Source organism: Zobellia russellii (genome assembly GCF_044597075.1).
In the GTDB taxonomy this organism is placed as follows: Bacteria; Bacteroidota; Bacteroidia; order Flavobacteriales; family Flavobacteriaceae; genus Zobellia; species Zobellia russellii.
The window spans coordinates 1,960,043-1,982,240 of the sequence record NZ_CP139000.1 but is presented as its reverse complement, the minus strand read 5'-3'; the positions used below and the strand labels follow the sequence as shown (position 1 = coordinate 1,982,240).

At 39.1% G+C, this 22,198-nt stretch carries 19 protein-coding genes; 8 read left to right on the top strand and 11 right to left on the bottom strand.

Annotation, left to right across the window (positions count from 1 at the left end; all coding sequences use genetic code 11):
• Positions 1-40: 40 nt before the first annotated feature.
• Positions 41-1,078 carry an MBL fold metallo-hydrolase gene (locus SJY45_RS07920; RefSeq protein WP_400073941.1) on the bottom strand — a complete coding sequence of 346 codons (1,038 nt, stop codon included), beginning with the start codon at positions 1,076-1,078 and terminating at the stop codon, positions 41-43.
• A 116-nt stretch (positions 1,079-1,194) separates the two neighbouring features.
• A complete protein-coding gene (locus tag SJY45_RS07915) occupies positions 1,195-3,654 on the bottom strand; it encodes a M14 metallopeptidase family protein (protein ID WP_400073939.1) in 2,460 nt (819 codons plus the stop codon).
• Positions 3,655-3,805: 151 nt separating this feature from the next.
• Here SJY45_RS07915 and bshC point away from each other — a divergent pair, with 151 nt between their 5' ends.
• Entirely contained in the window at positions 3,806-5,407 is a 1,602-nt protein-coding gene (gene bshC / locus SJY45_RS07910) for a bacillithiol biosynthesis cysteine-adding enzyme BshC (RefSeq protein ID WP_400073937.1), read from the top strand.
• 13 nt (positions 5,408-5,420) lie between these two features.
• On the opposite strand, the gene SJY45_RS07905 is transcribed toward bshC, so the two are convergent.
• The 3 genes from SJY45_RS07905 to SJY45_RS07895 form a co-directional block, all read right to left on the bottom strand.
• Positions 5,421-5,966, bottom strand: a complete 546-nt coding sequence (locus tag SJY45_RS07905) for a pyridoxamine 5'-phosphate oxidase family protein (RefSeq protein WP_400073935.1) — start codon at positions 5,964-5,966, stop codon at positions 5,421-5,423.
• A 181-nt stretch (positions 5,967-6,147) separates the two neighbouring features.
• Entirely contained in the window at positions 6,148-7,047 is a 900-nt protein-coding gene (locus tag SJY45_RS07900; protein ID WP_400073933.1) for a DUF4249 family protein, read from the bottom strand.
• A 2-nt stretch (positions 7,048-7,049) separates the two neighbouring features.
• Positions 7,050-9,458 carry a TonB-dependent receptor domain-containing protein gene (locus SJY45_RS07895; RefSeq protein WP_400073931.1) on the bottom strand — a complete coding sequence of 803 codons (2,409 nt, stop codon included), beginning with the start codon at positions 9,456-9,458 and terminating at the stop codon, positions 7,050-7,052.
• A 660-nt stretch (positions 9,459-10,118) separates the two neighbouring features.
• Between SJY45_RS07895 and guaA the strand changes: the two genes are divergently transcribed.
• The 4 genes from guaA to SJY45_RS07875 all read left to right on the top strand — a co-directional run bounded on the left by guaA (position 10,119) and on the right by SJY45_RS07875 (position 14,860).
• Entirely contained in the window at positions 10,119-11,651 is a 1,533-nt protein-coding gene (guaA, locus tag SJY45_RS07890) for a glutamine-hydrolyzing GMP synthase (RefSeq protein ID WP_400074313.1), read from the top strand.
• A gap of 2 nt (positions 11,652-11,653) precedes the next feature.
• On the top strand, positions 11,654-13,825 hold the full coding sequence (locus SJY45_RS07885) for a LysM peptidoglycan-binding domain-containing protein (protein ID WP_400073929.1): 2,172 nt from the start codon (positions 11,654-11,656) through the stop codon (positions 13,823-13,825).
• Between the two features lie 94 nt (positions 13,826-13,919).
• Positions 13,920-14,324 (top strand): OsmC family protein, encoded by a 405-nt coding sequence (locus SJY45_RS07880; protein WP_215440972.1) that lies wholly within the window; start codon positions 13,920-13,922, stop codon positions 14,322-14,324.
• Positions 14,312-14,860, top strand: a complete 549-nt coding sequence (locus SJY45_RS07875) for a DUF922 domain-containing protein (protein WP_400073927.1) — start codon at positions 14,312-14,314, stop codon at positions 14,858-14,860. The genes SJY45_RS07880 and SJY45_RS07875 overlap by 13 nt, the downstream gene beginning before the upstream one ends.
• 37 nt (positions 14,861-14,897) lie before the next feature.
• On the opposite strand, the gene SJY45_RS07870 is transcribed toward SJY45_RS07875, so the two are convergent.
• The 5 genes from SJY45_RS07870 to SJY45_RS07850 form a co-directional block, all read right to left on the bottom strand.
• Positions 14,898-15,428 (bottom strand): hypothetical protein, encoded by a 531-nt coding sequence (locus SJY45_RS07870; RefSeq protein ID WP_215440970.1) that lies wholly within the window; start codon positions 15,426-15,428, stop codon positions 14,898-14,900.
• Positions 15,429-15,583: 155 nt separating this feature from the next.
• Entirely contained in the window at positions 15,584-16,273 is a 690-nt protein-coding gene (locus tag SJY45_RS07865) for a hypothetical protein (protein ID WP_400073925.1), read from the bottom strand.
• 40 nt (positions 16,274-16,313) lie between these two features.
• Complete coding sequence (locus tag SJY45_RS07860; RefSeq protein WP_400073923.1) at positions 16,314-16,856, bottom strand: hypothetical protein; 543 nt, start codon at positions 16,854-16,856, stop codon at positions 16,314-16,316.
• A 39-nt stretch (positions 16,857-16,895) separates the two neighbouring features.
• Positions 16,896-17,180, bottom strand: a complete 285-nt coding sequence (locus SJY45_RS07855; RefSeq protein ID WP_400073921.1) for a hypothetical protein — start codon at positions 17,178-17,180, stop codon at positions 16,896-16,898.
• A 28-nt stretch (positions 17,181-17,208) separates the two neighbouring features.
• Entirely contained in the window at positions 17,209-17,901 is a 693-nt protein-coding gene (locus SJY45_RS07850; RefSeq protein ID WP_400073919.1) for a hypothetical protein, read from the bottom strand.
• 26 nt (positions 17,902-17,927) lie between these two features.
• Between SJY45_RS07850 and SJY45_RS07845 the strand changes: the two genes are divergently transcribed.
• A complete protein-coding gene (locus tag SJY45_RS07845) occupies positions 17,928-20,222 on the top strand; it encodes a tetratricopeptide repeat protein (RefSeq protein WP_400073918.1) in 2,295 nt (764 codons plus the stop codon).
• Between the two features lie 7 nt (positions 20,223-20,229).
• The gene (locus tag SJY45_RS07840) at positions 20,230-20,976 is read left to right on the top strand and encodes a LytR/AlgR family response regulator transcription factor (protein ID WP_400073916.1); all 747 of its coding nucleotides are present in this window, start codon (positions 20,230-20,232) and stop codon (positions 20,974-20,976) included.
• Positions 20,977-21,008: 32 nt separating this feature from the next.
• Here the strand turns inward: SJY45_RS07840 and SJY45_RS07835 are convergent, their stop codons facing one another.
• The gene (locus SJY45_RS07835; RefSeq protein ID WP_400073914.1) at positions 21,009-21,878 is read right to left on the bottom strand and encodes a hydroxypyruvate isomerase family protein; all 870 of its coding nucleotides are present in this window, start codon (positions 21,876-21,878) and stop codon (positions 21,009-21,011) included.
• Positions 21,879-21,926: 48 nt separating this feature from the next.
• Here SJY45_RS07835 and SJY45_RS07830 point away from each other — a divergent pair, with 48 nt between their 5' ends.
• Positions 21,927-22,160: a DUF3820 family protein gene (locus tag SJY45_RS07830; protein WP_215440954.1), complete on the top strand. Its 234-nt coding sequence runs from the start codon at positions 21,927-21,929 to the stop codon at positions 22,158-22,160.
• The last annotated feature ends 38 nt before the right edge of the window (positions 22,161-22,198 follow it).

Sequence of the window (22,198 nt, the reverse complement as noted above, 5' to 3'; positions counted from 1 at the left end):
CGGTCTTTTGTAGCGGACTCTTTAAATTCCCTAAAAAAATTTACCACCATTTTTCTTCAGTACAATTATCAAGGGCGTATAACTCGCCTAACTTTGGAAAAGTTGCCTCTAGTTTTTGTTCCTTGGCAGCCTGTTTAAATCTATCTGCGGGCTCCTTCCAATCATGTTGGGCCAAAGCAAACCCGGCCCAGTGTACCGGCATTACTTTTTTAACTTTGGCATCTAAGGCCGCTTGTATGCTTTCTTCCGGGAACATATGTATCTGATGCCATTTTTGGTTGTACTGACCATTTTCCATAAAACCAAAATCAAACGGACCAAGTTTCTCACCTATCTCTTTAAAATGGGAACCATAGCCACTATCTCCGCTAAACCAGATGTTTTGATTCTTAGATGTAAATGTCCATCCGCCCCAGAGCGATTTGGACCTATCCGTTAATCCCCTGCCCGAAAAATGTCTGCTTGGAGTAAATGTTACTTTTATATCATGGAATATAGTATTGTCCCACCAATCGAATTCCGTAATCAACTCCGGGTCAATGCCCCAAGTGACCAGATGCCGTTTTACTCCCAAGGCTACATAGTACTTTTTAGTTTTGTTTTTTAGTTTTAAGATACTGTCATAGTCTAAATGGTCATAATGGTCATGACTCAGTACCATCAAGTCTATTTCTGGAAAATCATCGATCAAGCCCAGTGTGTTTTCAGAAAAGCGTTTGGTTTTGAACGGTGCTATGGGAGACGCATTGGGCCCTAACATGGGGTCTATTAGAATGTTCTTGGAATTCATTCTCATCAATACTACGGAGTGTCCGTACCATATGTATTTAAATGGTGCGTCATCCAACAGGAAAGATTCTTTATGGAACGAAGCAACAGGCAATGGAGCGGCAGGTTCTCTTTTCTCCGTATCCGTAAATTGTTTGTACAAAAGTTTTGGAATATCCCAAAAGTTAATGGACATACTGGTTTCTTCAAGATTAAGAAACTTGCCATCTTTCCAATTTTCCGATTGGCCGTAACGTTCGGTTAAGTCATTCGTTAATTTACCTCCGAACTGCTTTTTAAAATTTTTCATTTGACTGCTCTCCCTTAGATAAGCAAATATAGGAGTTTGTCAAAGGTGCGAGGTGTGTTGTGCCTTAAAAAGGAAGTGTAAAGTCGTTATATTTTAGCGAAAAGAAGTTTTGAAATTTAGTCTACCATAAAAAGTGCATTGGCAAAAAATAGTTTTCCGTTTTCCCAAAACCCACGAAATAGAGGATTGTCAACAAAATAGATCAATTTTCCCTTACCGTGGGATTCTATCCCAAACACCAAGCTTTCCCCAATCTTCTTCTGGGCATCACTTCCTGCAAAACCAGCAGCAGGTTTGGTGTCTTCTTCCTGCAGATAAACTACTGTGCCTTTGTCCAGGTACTTATAGGCGGCCCCACCTAATTTTAGGCTAAAGTAAGTGTCCTTGTAACCATAGGCCAAAGGGTGGGTTTGGTCTACTTTGGTCTTGAATATAGCTCCTGTAATTTCTTTTCTAATCTGTTCCCGCTGATTATGGTCGTAAACGGGGATGGCAGAGCTGGTGTCTTCTTCGGTTTCCTTTGGTTTCAGTTGAAATTTATCTTCCTTGGCCAGGGCCTTTAAGGCACCACCTAAAGCTAACAACTTTCCTCCATCGCTTATCCAATCTTTTAACTGGCTCATTCTGTTTTCGGTAAGGAAGCTACTGTAATGACTTCCGTCCGGAAGGATGAGAATATCGTATTGAGAAAGGTTTACATTTTTAAAATAATCTGTATCCAATATGGTAACAGGGTATTTTAACTGTTGTTCAAAAAAATGCCAGATTTCGCCAAAATTTAAAGTGTAAGTAGGTTCTCCCGAGAGGATGGCTACTTTAGGCCGCTTTATGATTTGTACGGAATTGGAACCGAAGTCTTTACCATCCTCAACAAACCCTGTTGTGGTGGCTTTTAGGGTCTTATTATGGTTGTTGGCAATGGCGGAAAGAGACTTTAAAAAATCAGGATTGTTTTTATTATCGGCTTTGGTAATTAAAAGTGTACCACGGTTGTATTCGGTACCCTCCATTGAAAAAGGATTCTTAGCATGTCTAGCTTTAATGCCGCTATTCAGAAGCTCAGCTAAAAATTGGGCGTCGCTAAAGCTGTTCCATTCTACTATAAATGCGTAAGCTTCCTTGGTGATTTTAGCTTTTTCCGGCACTGATAATTTCGGTTCACGGGTATCTGCGTTTACTCTGGTTTCCGAAGCTACGGCATCAAGTCCGTATGCATAGGGCAAAGACCAAGCGGTAATATCGTAAGTAAGGGAGTCCGTAAGTTTGGTGTTGGGTTCAAAAAGTACTTTTACAAGTGTAGCCTTTTTTTGTTCGGTGCTAATAACTAAGGTGTTTGTATTGGTTTTTATACTACTTACTTTACCTGTACTGTAATTGTAGCCTTTGGCGATTTTATCCGTGGCCCAACCATATTTTATTTCTTGTTGCTCCAATAAATGGGTAAGAGCCTTCAACTTATCCGTATTGCCGTTAAGAACATAACTCTTGTATTTATAGTCTTTAGGGCGATAGAATTTTTTGAATTCCTCGTTTAATCTTGACACGTTTTTAGAGGCAATCTCTAACGTAGACAATCCGGTGGTGTGATGATGTAGGATTCTGTCCTTTAAGGCAAGGGTGTCACCTGAACCTGTTATGACTCCTAATCCGGCGCTTCCGCTACCACCTTGTTCGTAGGTCATGCCAATACTTCCACTATACGTAGGGTAGGTATCTCCGTAACTAGGATAAAGGAGGTCAAAAATTTCTTTTGTAAAATAAAACCACCCGTTGGCATCAAAATACTTAGCATGGTTCTTCCCCATGGTGGTCTGGAATTCTCTCTGAAAATCCGTAATAACCTCATGAAACGGTTCTGCGGCAGGGGCAAAATAATAAGGGTTGTCTACACCCTGTTCATGAAAATCTACATGTACATGGGGCAGCCATTTATTGTAAGCTTTAATGCGCTGTTGGCTTTCAGTCTGTGTAAGCCATGCCCAATCCCTATTTAAATCAAACATATAATGGTTGGGTCTACCATTTAGCCAAGGTTCGTGATGCTCCTTACTATTAGGGTCTATGGTATTAGGTGTGTTTTTATATTGATAGTACCAATTTACATAACGTTCCCTACCATCCGGATTCATACAAGGGTCTACGATTACCATGGTATTCTTTAGATATTCCGTTTTCTTAGTCAGAAGTTCATAGACTGTTTTCATAGAGGCTTCAGTACTTACGCTCTCATTGCCGTGTACATTATAACTCATCCATACAATGGCCTTTGTGGGGTTCCCTTCACCATCTGTATTTTTTAAGTGTTCTTGGCGGATGTTTTCAATATTTTTTATGTTCTCCGGAGCGGATATGTATGCAAGTAACAAGGGTCTTCCTTCATTGGTTTCGCCATAATTCTCTAATTTCACTCTGGTCGGGTCAGTTTGGGCCAGATACTCGTAATAGTCCATTACACGGTAGTGTCTGGTAAACTGTGAGCCCAGTTCATAACCTAAAAAATCAGAGGGCGATTTTATTTCTTGAGACGAGAGTGTAAGGCAAATACAAAAGGCAAAAACAGATAAGAGAATTTTCATTTGTAAGGTGTTTCCAGAGAATACTACCAAAGCTAACGATTATGGTTAAATAAAGATGCGGTTTCTCCATTAGTGGTATGAAAATTAGGTTGAAGTAATTAACGTATTTTTAGGAAGTCGCATTAGCGAAGAGTTTTATATTTACACCCTTATGGATATTGACTGTTTACCCTTTTACCGGACCGGCTATTTTTCGGAATTTATATGTGATTATCTTGCCCAAGAACCGCAGGTGCGCAACTTTTACAACCGGTTTCCCAACCTAGAGAATTTTAAAGGTCAAATAGCTGAAAAGGCTACAAGTTTTCCCGATGCTCATAGGGAAGTGCTCTACGAAGCATTACAAAAGCAATACCAGGGGTTTGATGTAACGGAAGAAACCCAAACACACCTAAAAAAACTAAAGGAACCCATTACTTTTACTATTGTTACAGGGCACCAGTTAAACCTTTTTACGGGACCGTTATATTTCCTCTATAAGATAGTATCTACCATAAATCTAACAAAGGAGCTTAAAAAAGCATATCCAAAATACAATTTTGTACCTGTGTATTGGATGGCTACGGAAGACCATGATTTTGAGGAAATCAACTACTTTAACTTTCAAGGAAAAAAGTTAAAATGGAATAGAACGGCATCTGGGGCCGTAGGTCACTTGGATACGGAAGGTCTGGATGAAATTTTTGAAGCGTTTTCAAATCAAATAGGGAATAGTACCAATGCCATTGCGTTAAAAGAGCTTTTTAAGAAAGCTTATTTACAGCACGATAATTTAACCAATGCAACACGTTATTTGGCCAATGCACTTTTTGGAAATGAAGGTTTGGTTATTGTAGATGGTGATGATAAGAGTTTAAAAAGTCTTTTAGTGCCTTATGCCGAGAAGGATATTTTTGACCAATTGGCACACCGGAAGGTTTCCGAAACCATAGCTGAATTTGAAGCTTTGGAGAAGAAATATACCATTCAGGTGAACCCTCGTGAAATCAATTATTTTTACCTAAAGGAGGGGCTTAGGGAAAGGATTGTGGAGCAAAACGGGGAATATTTTATAAACGATACTGAAATTCGTTTTACGAAAGAAGAATTGCAAAAAGAATTAAAAGCTTACCCGGAACGGTTCTCTCCCAACGTAATCGCAAGACCGTTATACCAAGAAGTGATCCTGCCTAATCTATGTTATATAGGTGGAGGAGGGGAAATAGCTTATTGGTTGGAGCTGAAAGCCATGTTCGAGGCCATGCAAGTACCTTTTCCTATTTTGTTGCTGAGAAATTCGGCATTGGTGATAACTGAAAAGCAAACGGAAAAGTTGGCTAAAATGAACCTTGCCGTAAAAGACCTGTTTTTAAAACAAAGTAGCTTCATTAATAAAAAAATCAGGGAAATATCTAATATTGATATTGACTTTGCCCCTCAAAAACAACTGTTAGAGGAGCAATTTAAAGCTTTGTATGATTTAGCGGAACAGACCGATGCTTCTTTCTTGGGAGCCGTAAAGGCCCAAGAAGTAAAGCAAAAGAAAGGTTTGGACCATCTTGAAAAAAGGTTGCTGCAGGCTCAAAAACGAAAACTTAAAGACCACGTGCTTCGCATGACGGAAATTCAGAACGAACTTTTTCCGAATAAGTCTTTACAGGAGCGGAACGTAAATTTCTCCGAGCTTTATTTGGAGTTAGGAGAAAGTCTAGTGCCTATGCTTTTGGATACCTTAAAGCCACTTCAACAAGAGTTCACAGTAGTAAAAGTATAGTTGGCAGTACAAGTTAAGGGATCAAAAACTTCCCTTCCCAAGATGCATCGGTTTTGGAAAAAAGCACCCTAATATGGTTGGGTCGCTTTAATTTTAGGTACTCAATAGTGTCAGGTACTATTTCAATAGCGCAAAAATGGTTGCGGTCATCTAAATATGTAATGGTATCCGGTGCTTTTATAATACTCCCGGGGGCCACTTGGGTAGTGTAGTCTTTTTTATTGCTGTCCGGAACAGCACTCCAGTATTCTTTTAGTATTTCAGGTTTAGTAATTTTTGATGCTTTTCCTTTTATGACAATCTGCAAAAGATTTTCAGGATGATAGAATAATAAACTTACATCTGCTTTATTCTCAATATCCTTAACTTTTTGGGAACGCTTATCCGTATAGAATACAAGGCTTAGGTTGTCATTAAAATGTCTAAAGACCACTGTACGTTGACTTGGAGTCCCAGATTTGCCCATGGTGGCCAATGTAAAAAACCGAAAAGGATGTCCTCTTTCTGCAATTCCCTTTTTTATTTCGCTTAGGGTTTCATCCCAAAAAATAGAAGTCATTTATATGCTTTTAAATAAAAGTAGAAAAAACTTTTAAAAACGGGTAGGGTATTTGTCAAGTAGAGTGTTATTAGTAAAAATGCTATGAAAACGATTTTTAATTAAACCGTTTCATGTGTTTAGGTTGGTTTTTTTGATTTTGATGAAAAGTCCGGGTTTGGTATCCCGGACTTTTACTTTTTTAAGGATTTCCGTTCAATTCATATTCAATCACCTTTTCAGTAAGTTGATATCCAGCAAAGACGCCTACCCCGTTTTTTCCTTCAATATTGTTAGGCATGATGCTGTACTCAACAAAAGGATTACCATCATTATAATCGTTTAGATAAGTGGCTCGGCGGTTTAAATAAAGCGTTTCTTCAACGTTAGCCACTTGTAAGGTTATTTTCACGGTAGTTGAATTTTCAACGTCATAATTAGTAATAATGGAATTAGCACTGAGGGTTTCCCCATCTCCGATAACATCTGTTAAAAAACTGCTTAGTTCAAAATCTATTGTGTAAGGATAAGTCTCTCCTTCGTGCGTTTCTTCAGCTATTGCTCCTATTATGTAATAGTTTTTTGAGCCGCTAATATCTTGAAAAGCGATATCCAGATTATAATCTTGGTAGAATTCGTTTTTTTCTCCCGCGGTTATTTTTTCCGTAATGGGCTCAATCTTTTTGGGAATGCTACAGGATGAGGTAAATTCTTGGTTGTTAGCGGAAACCCTTAAAAAATAAGTTGCCTCTCCTTTAATATCAAATTCGGAAGCATCTACCTGATAATTTCTACTTTCCGGATTATAGATAAGTTGAATTTCATTGTCATCTTCATCACTAATGAGAACGGTTGCATCCTTTATGATGAATGGGTCTGTGTTTGACCCGTAGCCCATGTCGTCCACATGGTCATATATAGGGGTTCCTACAGCAGGAACCGCTGTTGAAACATGAACGGTAAGCACAGTATCGGTAGGGGATAGATATCCAATAATATAGGTGCCGTCGTCTACATTGAGCAACTCATCTGCATCTACAGGGTCTTGGCACGCGCTACACAGCAGAACTAACATTAAACTTATCTGAATGTATTTGCTCATGGTTAAAATTTAAAGGTGTAGTTAATAGAAGGTATCAATATGAGTACGGAGGTCCGGGTCAGTTGCTTTTCTTCCGGAGCATCTGGGTTGTAAAAATCGTAATCCTTATTCTCAATGGTGTATATAAACGGATTTTTACGGGCATAGGCGTTGTAGAGCGAAAGTCCCCAAGTGCGTTCTCTGTTCTTCTTTTTCTTTTTATGGAATTGAACGCCCAAATCTAACCTATGACTGGTTTCACCTCGAAAATTGTTTCGTTGTGTGGTGAAATTTTCCATTCCCGAATAGTTATAATACATTGGATAATTGGCAACCGGGAAATTTACCGGTTCCGCAATATGCTGTTGGTTGGGCAAGGTGTAATTGTTACCGGTAGAAAGTACCCAAGTACCCGATAAGGTTATTTTTTCACTTGGTTTGTAAATACCTACTAGTGATATATCGTGTCTGCGATCATAGCGATCATAGAACTTCTTACCCAGGTTCAATTCATCAAATTGTCTTTCGGACCATGCTAAAGTATAGCCTAGCCAACCCGTAAAAGGGCCTGTTTGCTTTCTAAAAAGTATTTCGGCACCGTAGGCCCACCCTTTTCCGGAGGTAATATTTTCTTCCCAATTGGTATTCTTTCCACTTTCAAAATCGTCAATTGCTAAAAAAGAGGCTCCTTCTTTATAGGCAATGACATCATCTAAGGTCTTGTAATAGCCTTCTAAGCTTATGGAGTAATCTTTGTCAAAGAAATCCTTTGCGACACCTACAGCGAACTGCTGGGAGGTTTGCGGTTTTATATTGTCCGTAGATGAGACCCATAAATCCGTTGGTAGGCCTATGCCGGAACTGGACAGTAGGTGAATATACTGGTTCATTCGCGAATAAGAGGCTTTAAAGGCCAGGTCGGTTTTCATGTTATAGGATAATGCCAGCCGGGGTTCAGGGTTTACATAGTGTTTATCCTTATAATTGAAATAGCTAAGTCTAAGGCCGGGAGACAGACTCAATTTATCCGTCAATTTCCAGTCGTCTTCGGCATAGATGGCACCTTCAAAGGAATTTAGTTCTTGTTCTTTATCTATATCCGGGTTAAATTCATCTTTTAGCAATAACCGCTGTGGTGTAAAGTTGTGCATGGTTGCGTTGGCACCAAACCGGATGGTATGCTGATTGTTCGGATAATAGTCAAAATCAGTCTTTAAGGTATAGTCATTAATACCCGAACTGCTTTTAAACAGGTATTGTTGGTCATCAAAATCTTCCTCAATTGATATTTTAAACTTGTAGTTACTGAAAATCAGTGAGGTGTTAGAGAAAAGTTTATTGTTAAACTGGTGGTTCCAACGAAGGGTAGAGGTGATATTTCCCCATTGCAACCTTGATTTGTCTCTGTTTCCATCATCATAAACACTATTGTCATAGAATTTGTCCTGGCCCAAGTAGTTGCTCCAGAACAATTTGTCCTTTGGACTAAAAATATGATGAATCTTAAAATTGAAATCGGTAAAGTAATACCCCGTTCTATTGCCTTTTTTACTATCTACAAAGGGTCGTGCCATAATATCTGCATAAGTACGGCGCCCGCTGGCAATGAAAGAAGTCTTCCCTTTGTTAATAGGGCCTTCAAGTAATGCGGATGAGGAGATAAGTCCAATGTTAACCTTGCCTGATAGCTTTTCTTTGTTCCCATCTTTCATATCCAATTTAATGACGGAGGAGAGTCGGCCACCAAAACGGGCGGGGAAACCACCTTTAAAAGCTTCTACGGATTTAATGGCATCACCGTTAAAGACCGAGAAAAATCCAAAAAGGTGATTGGAGTTGTAGACCACTGCGTCATCCAAGATAATAAGGTTTTGATCCGGTGTGCCCCCGCGAACAAAGAAACCGGAACTTCCTTCGGAACCTCCTTGAATTCCGGGCATGAGCTGCAAGGTCTTCATTACATCTTTTTCACCTAATAGTGCAGGTATATCCTGAATATCCGCAGGATTGATCTGTACTTTACTCATTTGGGTGACCTTGCTTTCCTTTATGCTCTCATCTGCCGTCACAACAACTTCATCCAGATTTTGGGTAGAAGGTTTTAGGGTAACGGATAGAATTTTGTCCTCCGTTAAATTAATTTGTCGTTTTTCATTTCCGTAACCAATGTATGAAATGATGACTTCATGGTTTCCTTCGGGTAGGGTCAATGAGAAAAAACCATAGTCATTTGTAGTGGTGCCCAATTTTAATTCAGGAATATAAACGGATACCCCCAATAGATGTTCCCCACTTCCACTTTCTGTAACATATCCGCTAACGATATATTTTTCATCCGCTTGATCGGGGGTAAAAAAGTTGTCTTTGAAAACAAAAGGTGTTCTGGAATTTTTTTGAATTCCCTTTTCTATCCTGCAAGGGAGTCTACTCATTTTTGAATGTCCTTGTTGAAATAGAGCAAGAAAAAATGAGGTGCAACAGATGGCTTTTTTCAAGATGTGTTCGTTTTTTGATTGATGTAATTACTGCTTTTGTGCACTGATGAAATGTTTTTATAGCAGTAAATTCTTACGCAAGAAAGTTATAATCTTTAAAGCATGCTGTTAACAAAAAGATAAATAAAATGAACATCAAGAGAGGTCAAAAATGGTTTTTGGTTTTTTCTGCGTCCGAAACCCAATCGGCCAAGATTACCGCGTAAAATAGCTAAAAAAGGTCAATTTTAACACAATTTAACATTTTGTAGGAATTAGTTTAATTCGTTTAAAACCAGTATTTTAAATAATTTGTAATGAAGTGTTGATTTCGATTTTTGCATTTTCTTCGAAATTGCTCTTTTCTGAGCGAAATCCTTGGTAATTTTCGTGAAAAAATTGAAAAATGAACGTTGAGATTGACTTTTGAGTATTGTGAAAAATTTAGCTTTTGATGAATCTTTGGGGTGGGTATTTTTTGAATTGTAAGAATTTTAGTTTTCAATTTGGCTTACTCCCTACTGTTGTAATTCTGTTATTTGGGGTGATTGTTAAAAACCCGATTATAAATATGTGAAAAGAGTCTTTTTGGGAGAATGGAATTTGCTATTTTTGGCCATGCAAAACAACGTCCTTATACTCGATTTCGGTTCTCAGTACACACAACTCATCGCTAGAAGGGTTAGAGAACTCAACATTTTTTGTGAAATAAAGCCGTATAACAAGCCTCCGGAGGACTTATCCTCTTATAAGGCGGTAATCCTGTCGGGTTCCCCGTTCTCGGTACGTGCCGATGATGCTCCGCATCCGGACCTGTCCGAAATCAAGGGTAAGAAACCTTTATTGGCGGTTTGTTATGGAGCGCAATACTTGGCTCACTTTGGTGGCGGCAATGTGGCGCCTTCCAATACTAGGGAATATGGTCGAGCAAATTTGTCCTATATTAAATCTGGCGAAGCGTTTTTTGAAGGTGTTTCGAAAGGTAGTCAAGTCTGGATGAGCCATAGTGATACGATACAGGAACTTCCTGAAAACGGAGTGGTTTTGGCAAGTACACATGATGTTGAACGTGCTGCGTATAAGATTGAAAACGAGGATACTTATGCTATTCAATTTCATCCAGAGGTTTATCACTCTACAGATGGAAAAAAAATACTGGAAAACTTCTTGGTAAACATCGCTGGAGTGGAACAAACTTGGACGCCAGATGCGTTTGTTGATTTGACCGTGGCGGAGCTAAAACAGAAAATAGGTAACGATAAAGTTGTGCTCGGTTTGTCAGGTGGAGTAGATTCCACGGTTGCAGCTGTGTTACTACATAAGGCTATTGGAAAGAATCTTTATTGCATTTTCGTGAATAACGGTCTTTTAAGAAAGAACGAGTTTCAGGACGTACTTGATCAGTACGAGCATATGGGGCTTAATGTAAAAGGAGTTGATGCTTCGGCACGCTTTTTGGATGCCCTTGCCGGAGAAAGTGACCCGGAGAAGAAAAGAAAGATAATAGGAAAGGTGTTTATAGATGTTTTTGATGATGAGGCGCACCTAGTGCAGGATGTAAAGTGGTTGGCACAAGGTACTATTTATCCAGATGTAATTGAGTCGGTTTCTGCTACTGGAGGTCCATCGGCAACTATTAAGAGTCACCATAATGTAGGTGGTTTGCCGGATTTTATGAAGTTAAAAGTGGTAGAGCCTTTAAAAATGTTGTTCAAGGATGAGGTTAGGCGTGTAGGTAAGAGTATGGCTATAGGTGATGAGCGCTTGGGAAGACATCCTTTTCCTGGTCCTGGACTAGCAATTCGTATTTTGGGTGACATTACGCCGGAAAAGGTGTCTATACTACAGGAGGTGGATCATATCTTTATACAGGGATTGCGTGATTGGGGCCTTTATGATAAGGTTTGGCAGGCCGGAGCAATGCTTTTGCCCGTAAATAGTGTAGGGGTTATGGGAGATGAGCGTACTTACGAAAAATGCGTAGCTTTGCGAGCTGTAGAAAGTACCGATGGTATGACCGCCGATTGGGTGAATTTACCCTACGAATTCTTGCAAAAGACATCAAACGATATTATCAACAAAGTGCCGGGCGTTAACAGGGTTGTGTACGACATAAGTTCTAAGCCGCCGGCAACCATTGAATGGGAATAAATATGAATCAGTTTTTTAAAGTAGGTCTAACATTATTATTGTTCGTTTTTGTGGGGTGCAAAGCTTCTGCACAGAAGTTTACCACGCATGCCGTAAAGAAGGGTGAGACCTTGGAGGGTATAGCAAAACAGTATAGGTTGGACACTGAAACCATACTTAAATTAAATAAAGAGGTAAAACGCGGCGATGAGCTGAGGGCTAATACAATATTGGTTATTCCTAAGGATAGTAAAGCCAAGGAAGTTGCCTCTCAATCTACAAGAAAAGTAGAGCCCGCATCCGTGAAAAAAGATGAGGGCGAAGCGCAAGAAGAACCTATTGGATTTACATCGTATCGAGTAAAGAAAAAGGAAACATTGTACAGTATTGCGAAACGGTTTCACATTACCGAAGAAGCAATTAAGAAATACAATCCAGAATTATACTCTTCGCAACTAAAAAGAAAAATGACATTGAAGATTCCGAAATACCGCAGGGTAAAACCGGAAGACGAGATTGTTGTTAACGAAGATGATTTTGAAATCTATGAGGTTGCTCCCAAAGAAACCAGATGGAGTATTGCTTATAAGTATGGCATTACTGTAGATAGTATGGTGGTCTTAAATCCTGAGTTGTCAAAATCCAATGACTACTTAGCCGTAGGGCAAGAGTTAAAATTGCCGAAGATTGCGGGAAGCACTGTAGATAACCAGCAAACAGAACTGTATACTTCGTACACGGTTCCTCCTAAAATGAATTTCTTTCAGTTAGAGCAGAAATTTGGAGTAAAATCGGATGAAATCGTTCGCTTGAATCCTGAAATTACAAAAAGAGGTGGCCTAAAAGAAGGTATGGTAATTCGTATTCCACAGAAAAAAGCGGATAGCGGAGCCATTAATACGGAGAACTTTAATTTTTATGAGGTAAAGCCAAAACAAACCGAATTCTCACTTACCCGTAAATTCGGTATAAGTTATAAAGAACTTTTAGCATTGAATCCGGATTTGTCCCAAGGATTAAAAGCGGGTATGATACTAAAATTGCCTAAAGAACAGGAAGGTAATTTTGAGGTTCGTAATTCATTGGTGTTGGATAAAATCAATCTTGTGGATAGTGTTAACACACAGAACAAGCCAAAGTTGATGTTTCTTTTGCCTTTCCGATTGGATAAGTTGGACCTAAGTGATAAAAACCGTGTAGCCAACATCATAGATAAAAGAAATAGTCTTAAGTATAGTTTGGGGCTTTACTCGGGCGCATTGGTAGCAATTGATTCTATTGCAGATTTAGGAATTTCAGTAGATGTCAAAACTTTTGATAATCAACTGAGCTTGGCAAGAACCAAAGAAATCCTTCAAGGAGAGAACCTTTCCGGGTACGGTGCAATTGTAGGTCCGTTGGATATGCCTTCCTTGAAAGAGACTGCGGTAAGAGCTAGTGGTAAACAAGTTCCTCTTGTAGCTCCTATTCCCGCTAAGAGCGATTTAAGTTTGTCCAATGTTTTCTTTTCGTATACTTCTGAGGAGGTGCTACGTGACCGTCTGATTAGTTATGTACAGGAAAAGCGTACTGCTGAGCAGCATATCATCATTATTGCAGATGACAAGAACAAAGCTGTGCAAAAACAACTGTTAGCAAGCTTTCCCGGTGCCGATACATTAAAAGTGGCCCAAGAGGAAAAGAACATCGGCATTAACATAGAAAAGTTAACGGAGCTTCTTTCTGAAGATTCGGATAACTGGGTTTTTGTGGAGACCGATAATTTCAAATTGGTTTCAAGTGTAAGTTCTATTTTGAACTCTAGAAATACAGAGGATATAAAAGTGCGCATGTTCACTACAAATAAAAACAATGCTTTTGATAACGAGGTAATCAGTAATGCCCACTTATCAAACTTACATTTCACCTACCCATCCGTGTATAAAACAGCTTCAAACGATTCATTTTCTAAACGATATGAAAAACGGTTTGGAAGTACTCCAGATAGATATGCCGTGCGTGGTTTTGATATTGCGTATGACCTTCTGTTGAAGCTGGCGTACAAGAATAACCTAATGGAAGCTTCCAAGGTTATTGGTGAAACGGAGTATTCCGGTAGTAAGTTTGATTATGAAAAGCATGGTGCTTCTGGCTACTTTAATCAATCATCTTATGTTTTAATGTTTGAGGACCTTCGGATAAAAGAGGCGGAGTAAGTTTAGAAATCAGTAAAATTTATTTCTTTTTTGAATCAGGTAGTACTAACTTAGGGTTTACGAATAGAACAATTAATTCTAAACCCAATTTAGTATGACTTCAAAAGTAACCTACAACGGAGAATTAAGAACCACTTGTGAACATGTGCGCTCCGGTAACACTTTCATTACGGACGCTCCCGTAGATAATAATGGTCTGGGACAGGCTTTTTCACCAACTGATACAGTAGCTACCGGGTTAGGGAGCTGCATGGTTACTATGATGGGGATAAAGGCCAAAGGACTAGGAGTAAAGTTGGATGGTTCTACGGTGGAAATCAAGAAGCACATGGCTGCCGGACCAAGACGTATCTCTAAAATTGAAGCCAAACTCATTTTACCTTCGGATGTTTCGGAGAAGGATAGAAAAATCTTGGAGCATACGGCAATGACGTGCCCCGTGCACTACAGTTTGCATCCGGATATAGAAAAGGTAATCACATTTCATTGGGAGCTCTAAAAAACAGCCTTTGGGCCTTTTGCTTGTTGGTGACCGGTATGGTTTTTTCCCAAGAGGAAGAAATCATGGTTTGGGATGCGGACAGAAAACTGCAATGGTCCGATTTTAAGGGCAGTTATTTTAAAACCGAATGGGCCGCAGCAACAACGGCCAGCGGTATTAGCTACTCGTTTTCATCTTTTAAGAAAGATGGGCAGCTCTATTTGGATTTTGTAGTGCAGAGCGAATTTTACCCCAATAAATCATGGTATCGCCCGGAATTATGCGATTCAATTATTTTAAGCCATGAGCAGTTACATTTTGATATATCCGAGCTCTATGCTAGGAAAATGCGGGAGCGGTTGGCCAAGACTCAATTTACAATGGATGCCAAGGCGGAAGTGAGGGCTATATATAAATCTATTTTAAAAGAGCTAAGCAACTTTCAGAACAAATACGATAGGGAGACCAATTTTTCCAGAGACTTGCAAAAGCAGTTGCTCTGGAACCAAGAAATTAAAGCTGCACTTAAAGAAGAAAAGCCTTCTCAGAATTAAATTCTAAGAAGGCTTTTAATATTTTATTTCTAGGCTGTTAGAACCTAAAAGAAGCTCCTAGTGTTAGGAAGGCAGCACCATAACCCGCTTCTGCAAAACCGGCAATACTGTCTGTAAAGTACCAACGACCACCAACAAAAGCGGTTGCGCCAGGTCTGCTGTTTAGGTCGTTAAAATCATCTCCGTTATAAATACGCATAGATATCATAGCTCCACCGTATACATCCAAGTTATCAATATCAAAACCGGTATAGTGATAGGCGCCACGAGCTCCTATGACCGTATAGGACCAGCTATAATCCGCATTGTTGAAGTTACTGTCATAGGTAAACTTTTTGTAACCAAGGTATCCACCAAGACTAACAACACCGGGGCCAGGAACATCCCAAACGCCTCTTTCGTAGCTAGCACTGAACACGGGACTTTGTGTAGAAGTGTCGTATCCGCCGTAATATCCTCCTAAGCCAAGACCTACGTTAATTACGTTTGAGCCTACTTCAAATTCCTGGGCGGATGCAAGCTGCACTACAAACGTAAAGGCAGCTAATAGTGTAAGTGTTTTTTTCATTGTAATAGTGTTTAGTGTAATGTTGTTATTTAGAATAAAATTCTCGGTAAAATTACGTACATATTTTTTAATTGGTTTCTTTTGGCTTGTGAATTCGGTATAGAACACCATTTTATTTAGAGGTTGCGAAAGCATGTTTTTTCTTTGTATAGGAGCTATTCCCATGTAATAGTGCCGTTCATGGTCAAAGTTACTTTCGTTTCGGTATTAACAACTGTGGTTTCATTAAAAACCATTTCCTTTTTATCAAAATCTATATTGTAGTCGGCGCCGCAATCAATAAAGTTTCCGCTGCTAGGTACGGAACATCCAAAGCGGTATTCTCCACCGTCAATAAATATGACCATAGAGATATCTTTTTCTGCGGAAGTAGTTCCACCGGCATTAAGGTCGTCTCCACCTATAAGAACAAAGCCTTTGTCAAGGTTTTTAGGTTCTGGTCCTTCTTCTGTAATTGGAGTGTTTTCGTCCGTTAAAATCACTGATTTTTCCGTGCCTGTCAAATCTGCACGACCAACGGCAATGTGTCCAACAACGAGCTCAGTGCCAACATCAGAGGTTTCATCACCGGACAATTCTATAGTACCAAAATTGTTAGTTGTTTCTTCTTCTTCTTCTTCTTCTTCTTCTTCTTGCGGACTTTCTTCCACTTCCACTTCTTCGTTGGTTTCCTCTTCTTGTTCCTCTTCGGTGGTGTTCTCGTTCTCTTCTTCTGTAACCGGGTCTTCTTCGCTTTGCTCTTTTGGAACGGGAGGGTCTATGGTTGAATTATCTTCGGAACAGGATATGGTGTTGCTCAGTAGGAGTATAAGTGTGTATATGGATATTATTTTCGGTAAATTCATTGTTCGCGATGTTTAGATATTTGCGTTTTTAGTTTTAGAGCTATGTCCAGGTTACTGTGCCATTCATGGTCAAGACCGAATTTGTTTTAGTATTGACAACTTTTGTTTCTAAAAATTGAATTTCCTTTTTTTTCAAGTCGATGAGGTAACTGGTCGTTTGCTGTAACTTGTTGTTGGAAATGGGTGGAGGAGTGGTGTATTTGTACGCTACCCCCTCCATTGTGATATTTACGGACAAGGAGCTGAAAGAACTGTTGACAGATGTTGTTCTTAGGTCTAGGCCAGTGATTAGAAAATAGTTTTGACAATCTTTGGGCTTAGGGCCGTATTCATTTATTTTGGTGTGGACATCTGTAAGTAAGATGGTTTTTCCAATAGCGGAGCTGCCTACGGCAAGGTTTCCGATTTTTAAGGACGTTCCCAAATTTGGGGTCTCTTTTCCGAACAATCGTATCACTCCTGAAATACTGCAGGTGTCCTTTTTGTTTTTTCTCTTGCTTAAGCACTTGCTTTTTGGGACCGATAGATTTAGACCCAGTAGCAGCAGATTAGTGCGGTAATGGTTCAGGTTTATTGCATTCATTTAGAAAAACAAAGTGAGGTTAAGTTTACTGTAATATCATTAATTGGCTGTGTCGCAATTTGCGGCATAGAATTCCAGTTGAGATTTTTGTTCTTCGCTTATAAAATCTTTACAAGTGTCCAGAATTTTTGCTACATCAGACTTTATATCATCACAATCTCTGTTGTCGTCGTCCCATTTTTCATCAATGTCTTCAATTAAACGGGCGCAATCAAGTGCTTTTTGTGTGTCGCTAAGGTCGTCTACAACATCTTTTACGGAGCAATTAATAAAAGTAGACAAGGCTAAAAGAAAAGCTGAAAAATAGATTATGGATTTTTTCATGGTTTTTAGAGGTTTGTGGGTGAGGTTGTTATTGTTCGTTATATTCAAAATAGTAATCGGTAAACTTGCCATCGGTTACGGTAATGGATGTGCCGTCTTCAGTTTTTCCCGCAAAATTGAACTCACCAGAAAATTTTTGATTTTCGAAATCAATTGCGGTAATTTTTAGATATATATTATCTACTTCTTCAAGGTTAGGGTCCTCGTCATCGTCTTCGTTCTCATTGTCATCTGTCACTTCACTTTCGTAATAATTTGCAATCACTCCTTCGTGAAGAAAATCTACTAGAGGGGAATCCCAGGTTTTGCCTGCTTTGAGAGTGGAAAAGTCTTCTCCTACGGCCCATAAAACAATTGTTTTAGCATTTACCAGCCCTAAGCTTATGTCGTAACCTGCGATGTATACCATATATAGCTCATCGCTCTTTGTAATGCTTGCATAAATGGTATTGAATTGTTTTAAATATTCAAATGATTGAAATTCATTGCTGTTAGCAATAGCAGTCATGGAGCCAGTATATAAGGCTTCTTCTTCTTCTTCTTCTTCTTCTTCTTCTTCCTCTTCTTTCTGTTCTTCTTGTTCTTTGTCTATTTCTTCAAATTCATCTGAAAGGTCTTCGGCTAATTCGTTTATGGGATGGTTGTCACATCCAACGGCAAAGCATAGGGTGAGTGCGATGAAGATAATTAGAAATTTGTGATGGGAGTGGTTCTTCATCATGGGAGTTGGATGTTTGGTTTGGTGCGATGAATGTAAGAAGAAGCGGCCTACTGTACCATGGGCATTTATTAACCGTGATGATCGTTGGGGTATGTGTTGGTTTTTTTGATATAATCGTAATTCCTGCATTTTTATATGTACAAACCTCAAAAAGAACAATTTATCACAATATTTCTTTTGCCTGTGTAGTGCTCACTTCTGCTAAACTGTTAAATTTGGAGAACCATATACCAACCGATCCAATGCATTTTTTTAGAAAAACCAGCCTTGTCATATTCCTTCTGTTATCAGTGTATACAGTAGAAGCGCAGCGGTCCAAAATTGATAGTTTAACTCTCCTTTTACGTAAAACCAAGAATCAGGATTCGGTTAGGTTAAAAACTTTAAACGAGCTAGCGTATACCTATTATTCCGTTGATCCCAAATCTGGGGTAGATACGTCTCAAGAGGCTATAGATTTGGGGCTTCAATTGCAAAATGATGAAGGCACGGCTACTGCGTACGCCTACAGGGGCCATAACTATAGCGCATTGGGTATGGACTCGCTGGCTTTGGAATCGTATGACTTAGCTATGAAAATACGAGAGGAGAACAATGACCTAAAGGGTGTTGCTAGGTTAATTTATAATAAGGGTTTGGTGTATTTTAATGAATCGGACTATGCCAGGGCCAACGATAACAACCGTAAGGCGTACGAGGTTTTTGAGCAAGCTAAGGATAGCTTTTTAATGGCTAAAATGTTAAATAGCATCGGTATTAATTATATGTACCTCTCTAAATATCCTGAGGCCATCAAAAGCTACTTGGATGCTAAGCGTATTTATGAGGATTTGGGGCTTACTGAGAATCGTCAATATGCATCTATTCTTAGCAATATAGGACTGTTGTATGCTAGATTGGAAAAGTTTAAAGAGTCGGAAAAATACCAAAAGCAAGCCCTCTTGTTTTTTGAAAAGAGTGATTTTCAGGAAGGTGTGGCCAATGCGCTAACCAATCTTGGGCGGGTTTATAATGACACCGGAAACTCGGAAAAGGCCATTGAGAGTTATAGGAAGGCCTATGATATCATGGAAAGTAATACCAATGAAAGAGGTATGGCCAGTGCGTTGACCAATATGGGAATCGCATATACTGAAATGGGAAAATACGCTAAGGCAGTGCCCTATTTTAAACAGACACAGAAAATATACGAGAAGTTAAAGAATACCAATAACCTGGCAATAGTACATCGTTCTTTGGGCGATTGTTATTTTTTAGGAGCGGATAAAAAAATGGCGCTTGCCGAAGAAAATTACAAGACTTCGTATAGATATGCCAAAGAAGCAGGTAGTATAAACTTACAGTTCAATGCTCTTGAACAGCTGGCAAGTTTGCAAAGTGCAACAGGAAATTATAAACAGGCATTTAAGAATAAAAGCGATGCCGTAGTGTTGCGAGATAGTTTTGCTTCCGTAGAGAAAAAAGAAGAAATAGCACTTCTTGAGGCAGATTACGAGTACGAAAAAGAAAAATCTGCCCTTTTGGCTACACATGAAAAGGAACAAGCTGTATCTAATGCAGAAATGGAACGTCAAAAACTAATGATAACGGGTTTGTCCCTCGGGGCACTTTTGATTGTTGTTTTTTCGATTATTGCCTTTCAACTGTATAAAAAAAGAGAACGGGTCTTGTCCGAAAAGAAAATTTCCGAATTCAAGACCAAGGTAGCGGAAACCGAACTAAAGGCACTTCGCTCACAGATGAATCCCCATTTTATTTTTAACGCCATGAACTCCATTAGTGATTATATGGCCAAGAACGATTTGCAGACCGCCAATACATTTTTGGTGAAGTTTTCTAAACTCATTAGGGCCATTTTGGAGAGTTCCGAGAAAAAATGGATTCCGCTGGAAGAAGACCTTGAACTTACGGAACTCTATATGCAAATTGAAGGATTACGTTTAAAGGACAAATTCGTGCATTCCTTTAAGGTGGGCGAAGATGTAGATGTTGAGAATACCATGGTGCCACCACTAATCTTGCAGCCTTTTATAGAAAATAGTATCTGGCATGGGATATCAAAAAAAGAGGCTATGGGGCATATAGATATTTCGGTGAAAACCGAGGGGCAGTTTTTAGTCTGTACGGTAGATGATGATGGGGTAGGGCGAAAAATGAATGGTGCAGCAAAAAAAGGAAAGACTTCAATGGGACTTAAAATAACCAAGAACAGGCTTGATATTATAAACCAGTTGAAAAAAGAAAAAGGAAGCATCCAAATGTTCGATAAGGAAGAAGGGCTTCGCGTGGAGTTAAAACTGCCATTGGAACTTCAATTTTAAAGAATTTATGTTGAAAGCGATTATAGTTGATGACGAAAAGCATTGTCAGGATAGGTTACTTTTATTATTGAAAACCTACGGTACGGTAGAAGTACAGGAAGTGGCCTCCTCATTTGAAGAAGGTCTGGACGCTATAAAAAGATATAGCCCACAAGTAGTTTTTTTGGATATACAGTTACACAATAAAACCGGGTTTGAATTGCTACAGGCGGTGCCGAGCATTAATTTTGAGGTTATTTTTACAACGGGTTATGATAATTATGCTCTAGAGGCTTTTAAGTTTTCGGCATTGGACTATCTCTTAAAACCAATTGCGGAGGATGACTTGCATACAGCCTTGGAAAAGCTAAAAAAGAAAATTTCGCTCCAAGAGATATCGCAGAAAATGGAAGTCTTGTTCCAAAATCTTGAGGGGCAAAAGACCAGTGATTTTCAGAAAATAGCGGTACCTACCGTAGATGGCCTTTCCATGATTGCCATAAAAGATATTGTTCGCTGCCAATCGGATATTAATTATACACATCTGTATTTAAAGGATGATAAGAAACTTACCGTAGCCAAAACATTAAAGTATTTTGAGGCATTGTTGGATAAGCATCATTTTTACAGGACACATCAATCGCATTTGATTAATTTAACTTGTGTGGATAAGTATGTAAAGGGTAAAGGTGGCTACGCACTTATGAACGATGGTTCGCATATAGAAGTGGCGGTGCGGAGAAAAGAAGATTTTTTAAAGAAATTAATGGGCTAAAAAAAAACCTCCCCGAAGGGAGGCTGGTAATTTTATACATCACAAATGGTAACGCCTTCTTTTAAGGCTGCAATTTGATCGTCCCATGTGGGTATGAATTCTTGGGCCACGTAGCCTTTAAAACCTGTAGCAAGAATTGCTTTCATGATTGCAGGGTAAAAAAGCTCTTGAGTATCGTTTATTTCGTTTCTTCCTGGATTTCCTCCGGTGTGGTAGTGTCCAAAATATTGATGGTAATCTTGAATATTTCTAATAATGTCACCTTCCATAATTTGCATGTGGTAGATGTCATATAATAGTTTAAAATGCTCTGAACCTATAGCTTTGCAAAGTTCTACGCCCCAAGCACTGGTATCGCACATGTAATCCGGGTGGTTTACTTTAGAGTTCAAAAGCTCCATTTGAAGAACTACGCCATGTTTCTCTGCAATAGGCATTATTTTTTTAAGTCCTTCAGCACAGTTTTTAAGTCCTTCAGCATCATCCATTCCGTTTCTGTTACCGCTAAAGCAAATAAGGTTGGTATAGCCTGCTTCAGCTACTTTTGGAATGTGTTGTGAGTAATCTGCAATAAGTTCTTCGTGCAAAGAAGGGTCGTTCCAACCTTTTTCAATGCCAAAACCGGCGCCCCAGCACATAGAAGCATGAATTCCGTATTTTTTCATTAAAGGCCAATCTTCAGGACCAGTAAGGTCCATTGCCTTAATGCCAAGTTCGTTTAAGCTTTTCAGGAAATCTTCCATAGGAATATCCTTGTAGCACCAACGGCAAACGCTATGGTGAATATTTTCTTTTAACTTTACACTTTCAGCAGTTGGAGATGCCATGGCATTTGTAGTTTTGCAGGCCACCAATCCAACCGATGCGGCTGCAAATGTACCAATAAATTTTCTTCGTTTCATAATTTTGGCTATTAGGCGAAAATAAAGATAAAATTTTTAGATTTAAAAATGAATATAGCTCCGGATAAAGAAAAGTTAATAGAATTGGCACACTATAGAATGCCATTTGGAAAATTCAAAGGTAGGTATCTGGTGCAACTTCCGGAACCCTATTTGGTTTGGTATCAACAAAAGGGGTTTCCTGACGGAAAATTAGGAATACTACTTAAATCTATGTTGGAAATTAAGATAAATGGATTAGAGCCGTTAATTCATAAGATTCAAAAAGATTTTCCTAGGTAATACCTATGATTTCACTAGGGGATTTATATCTTTGTGCC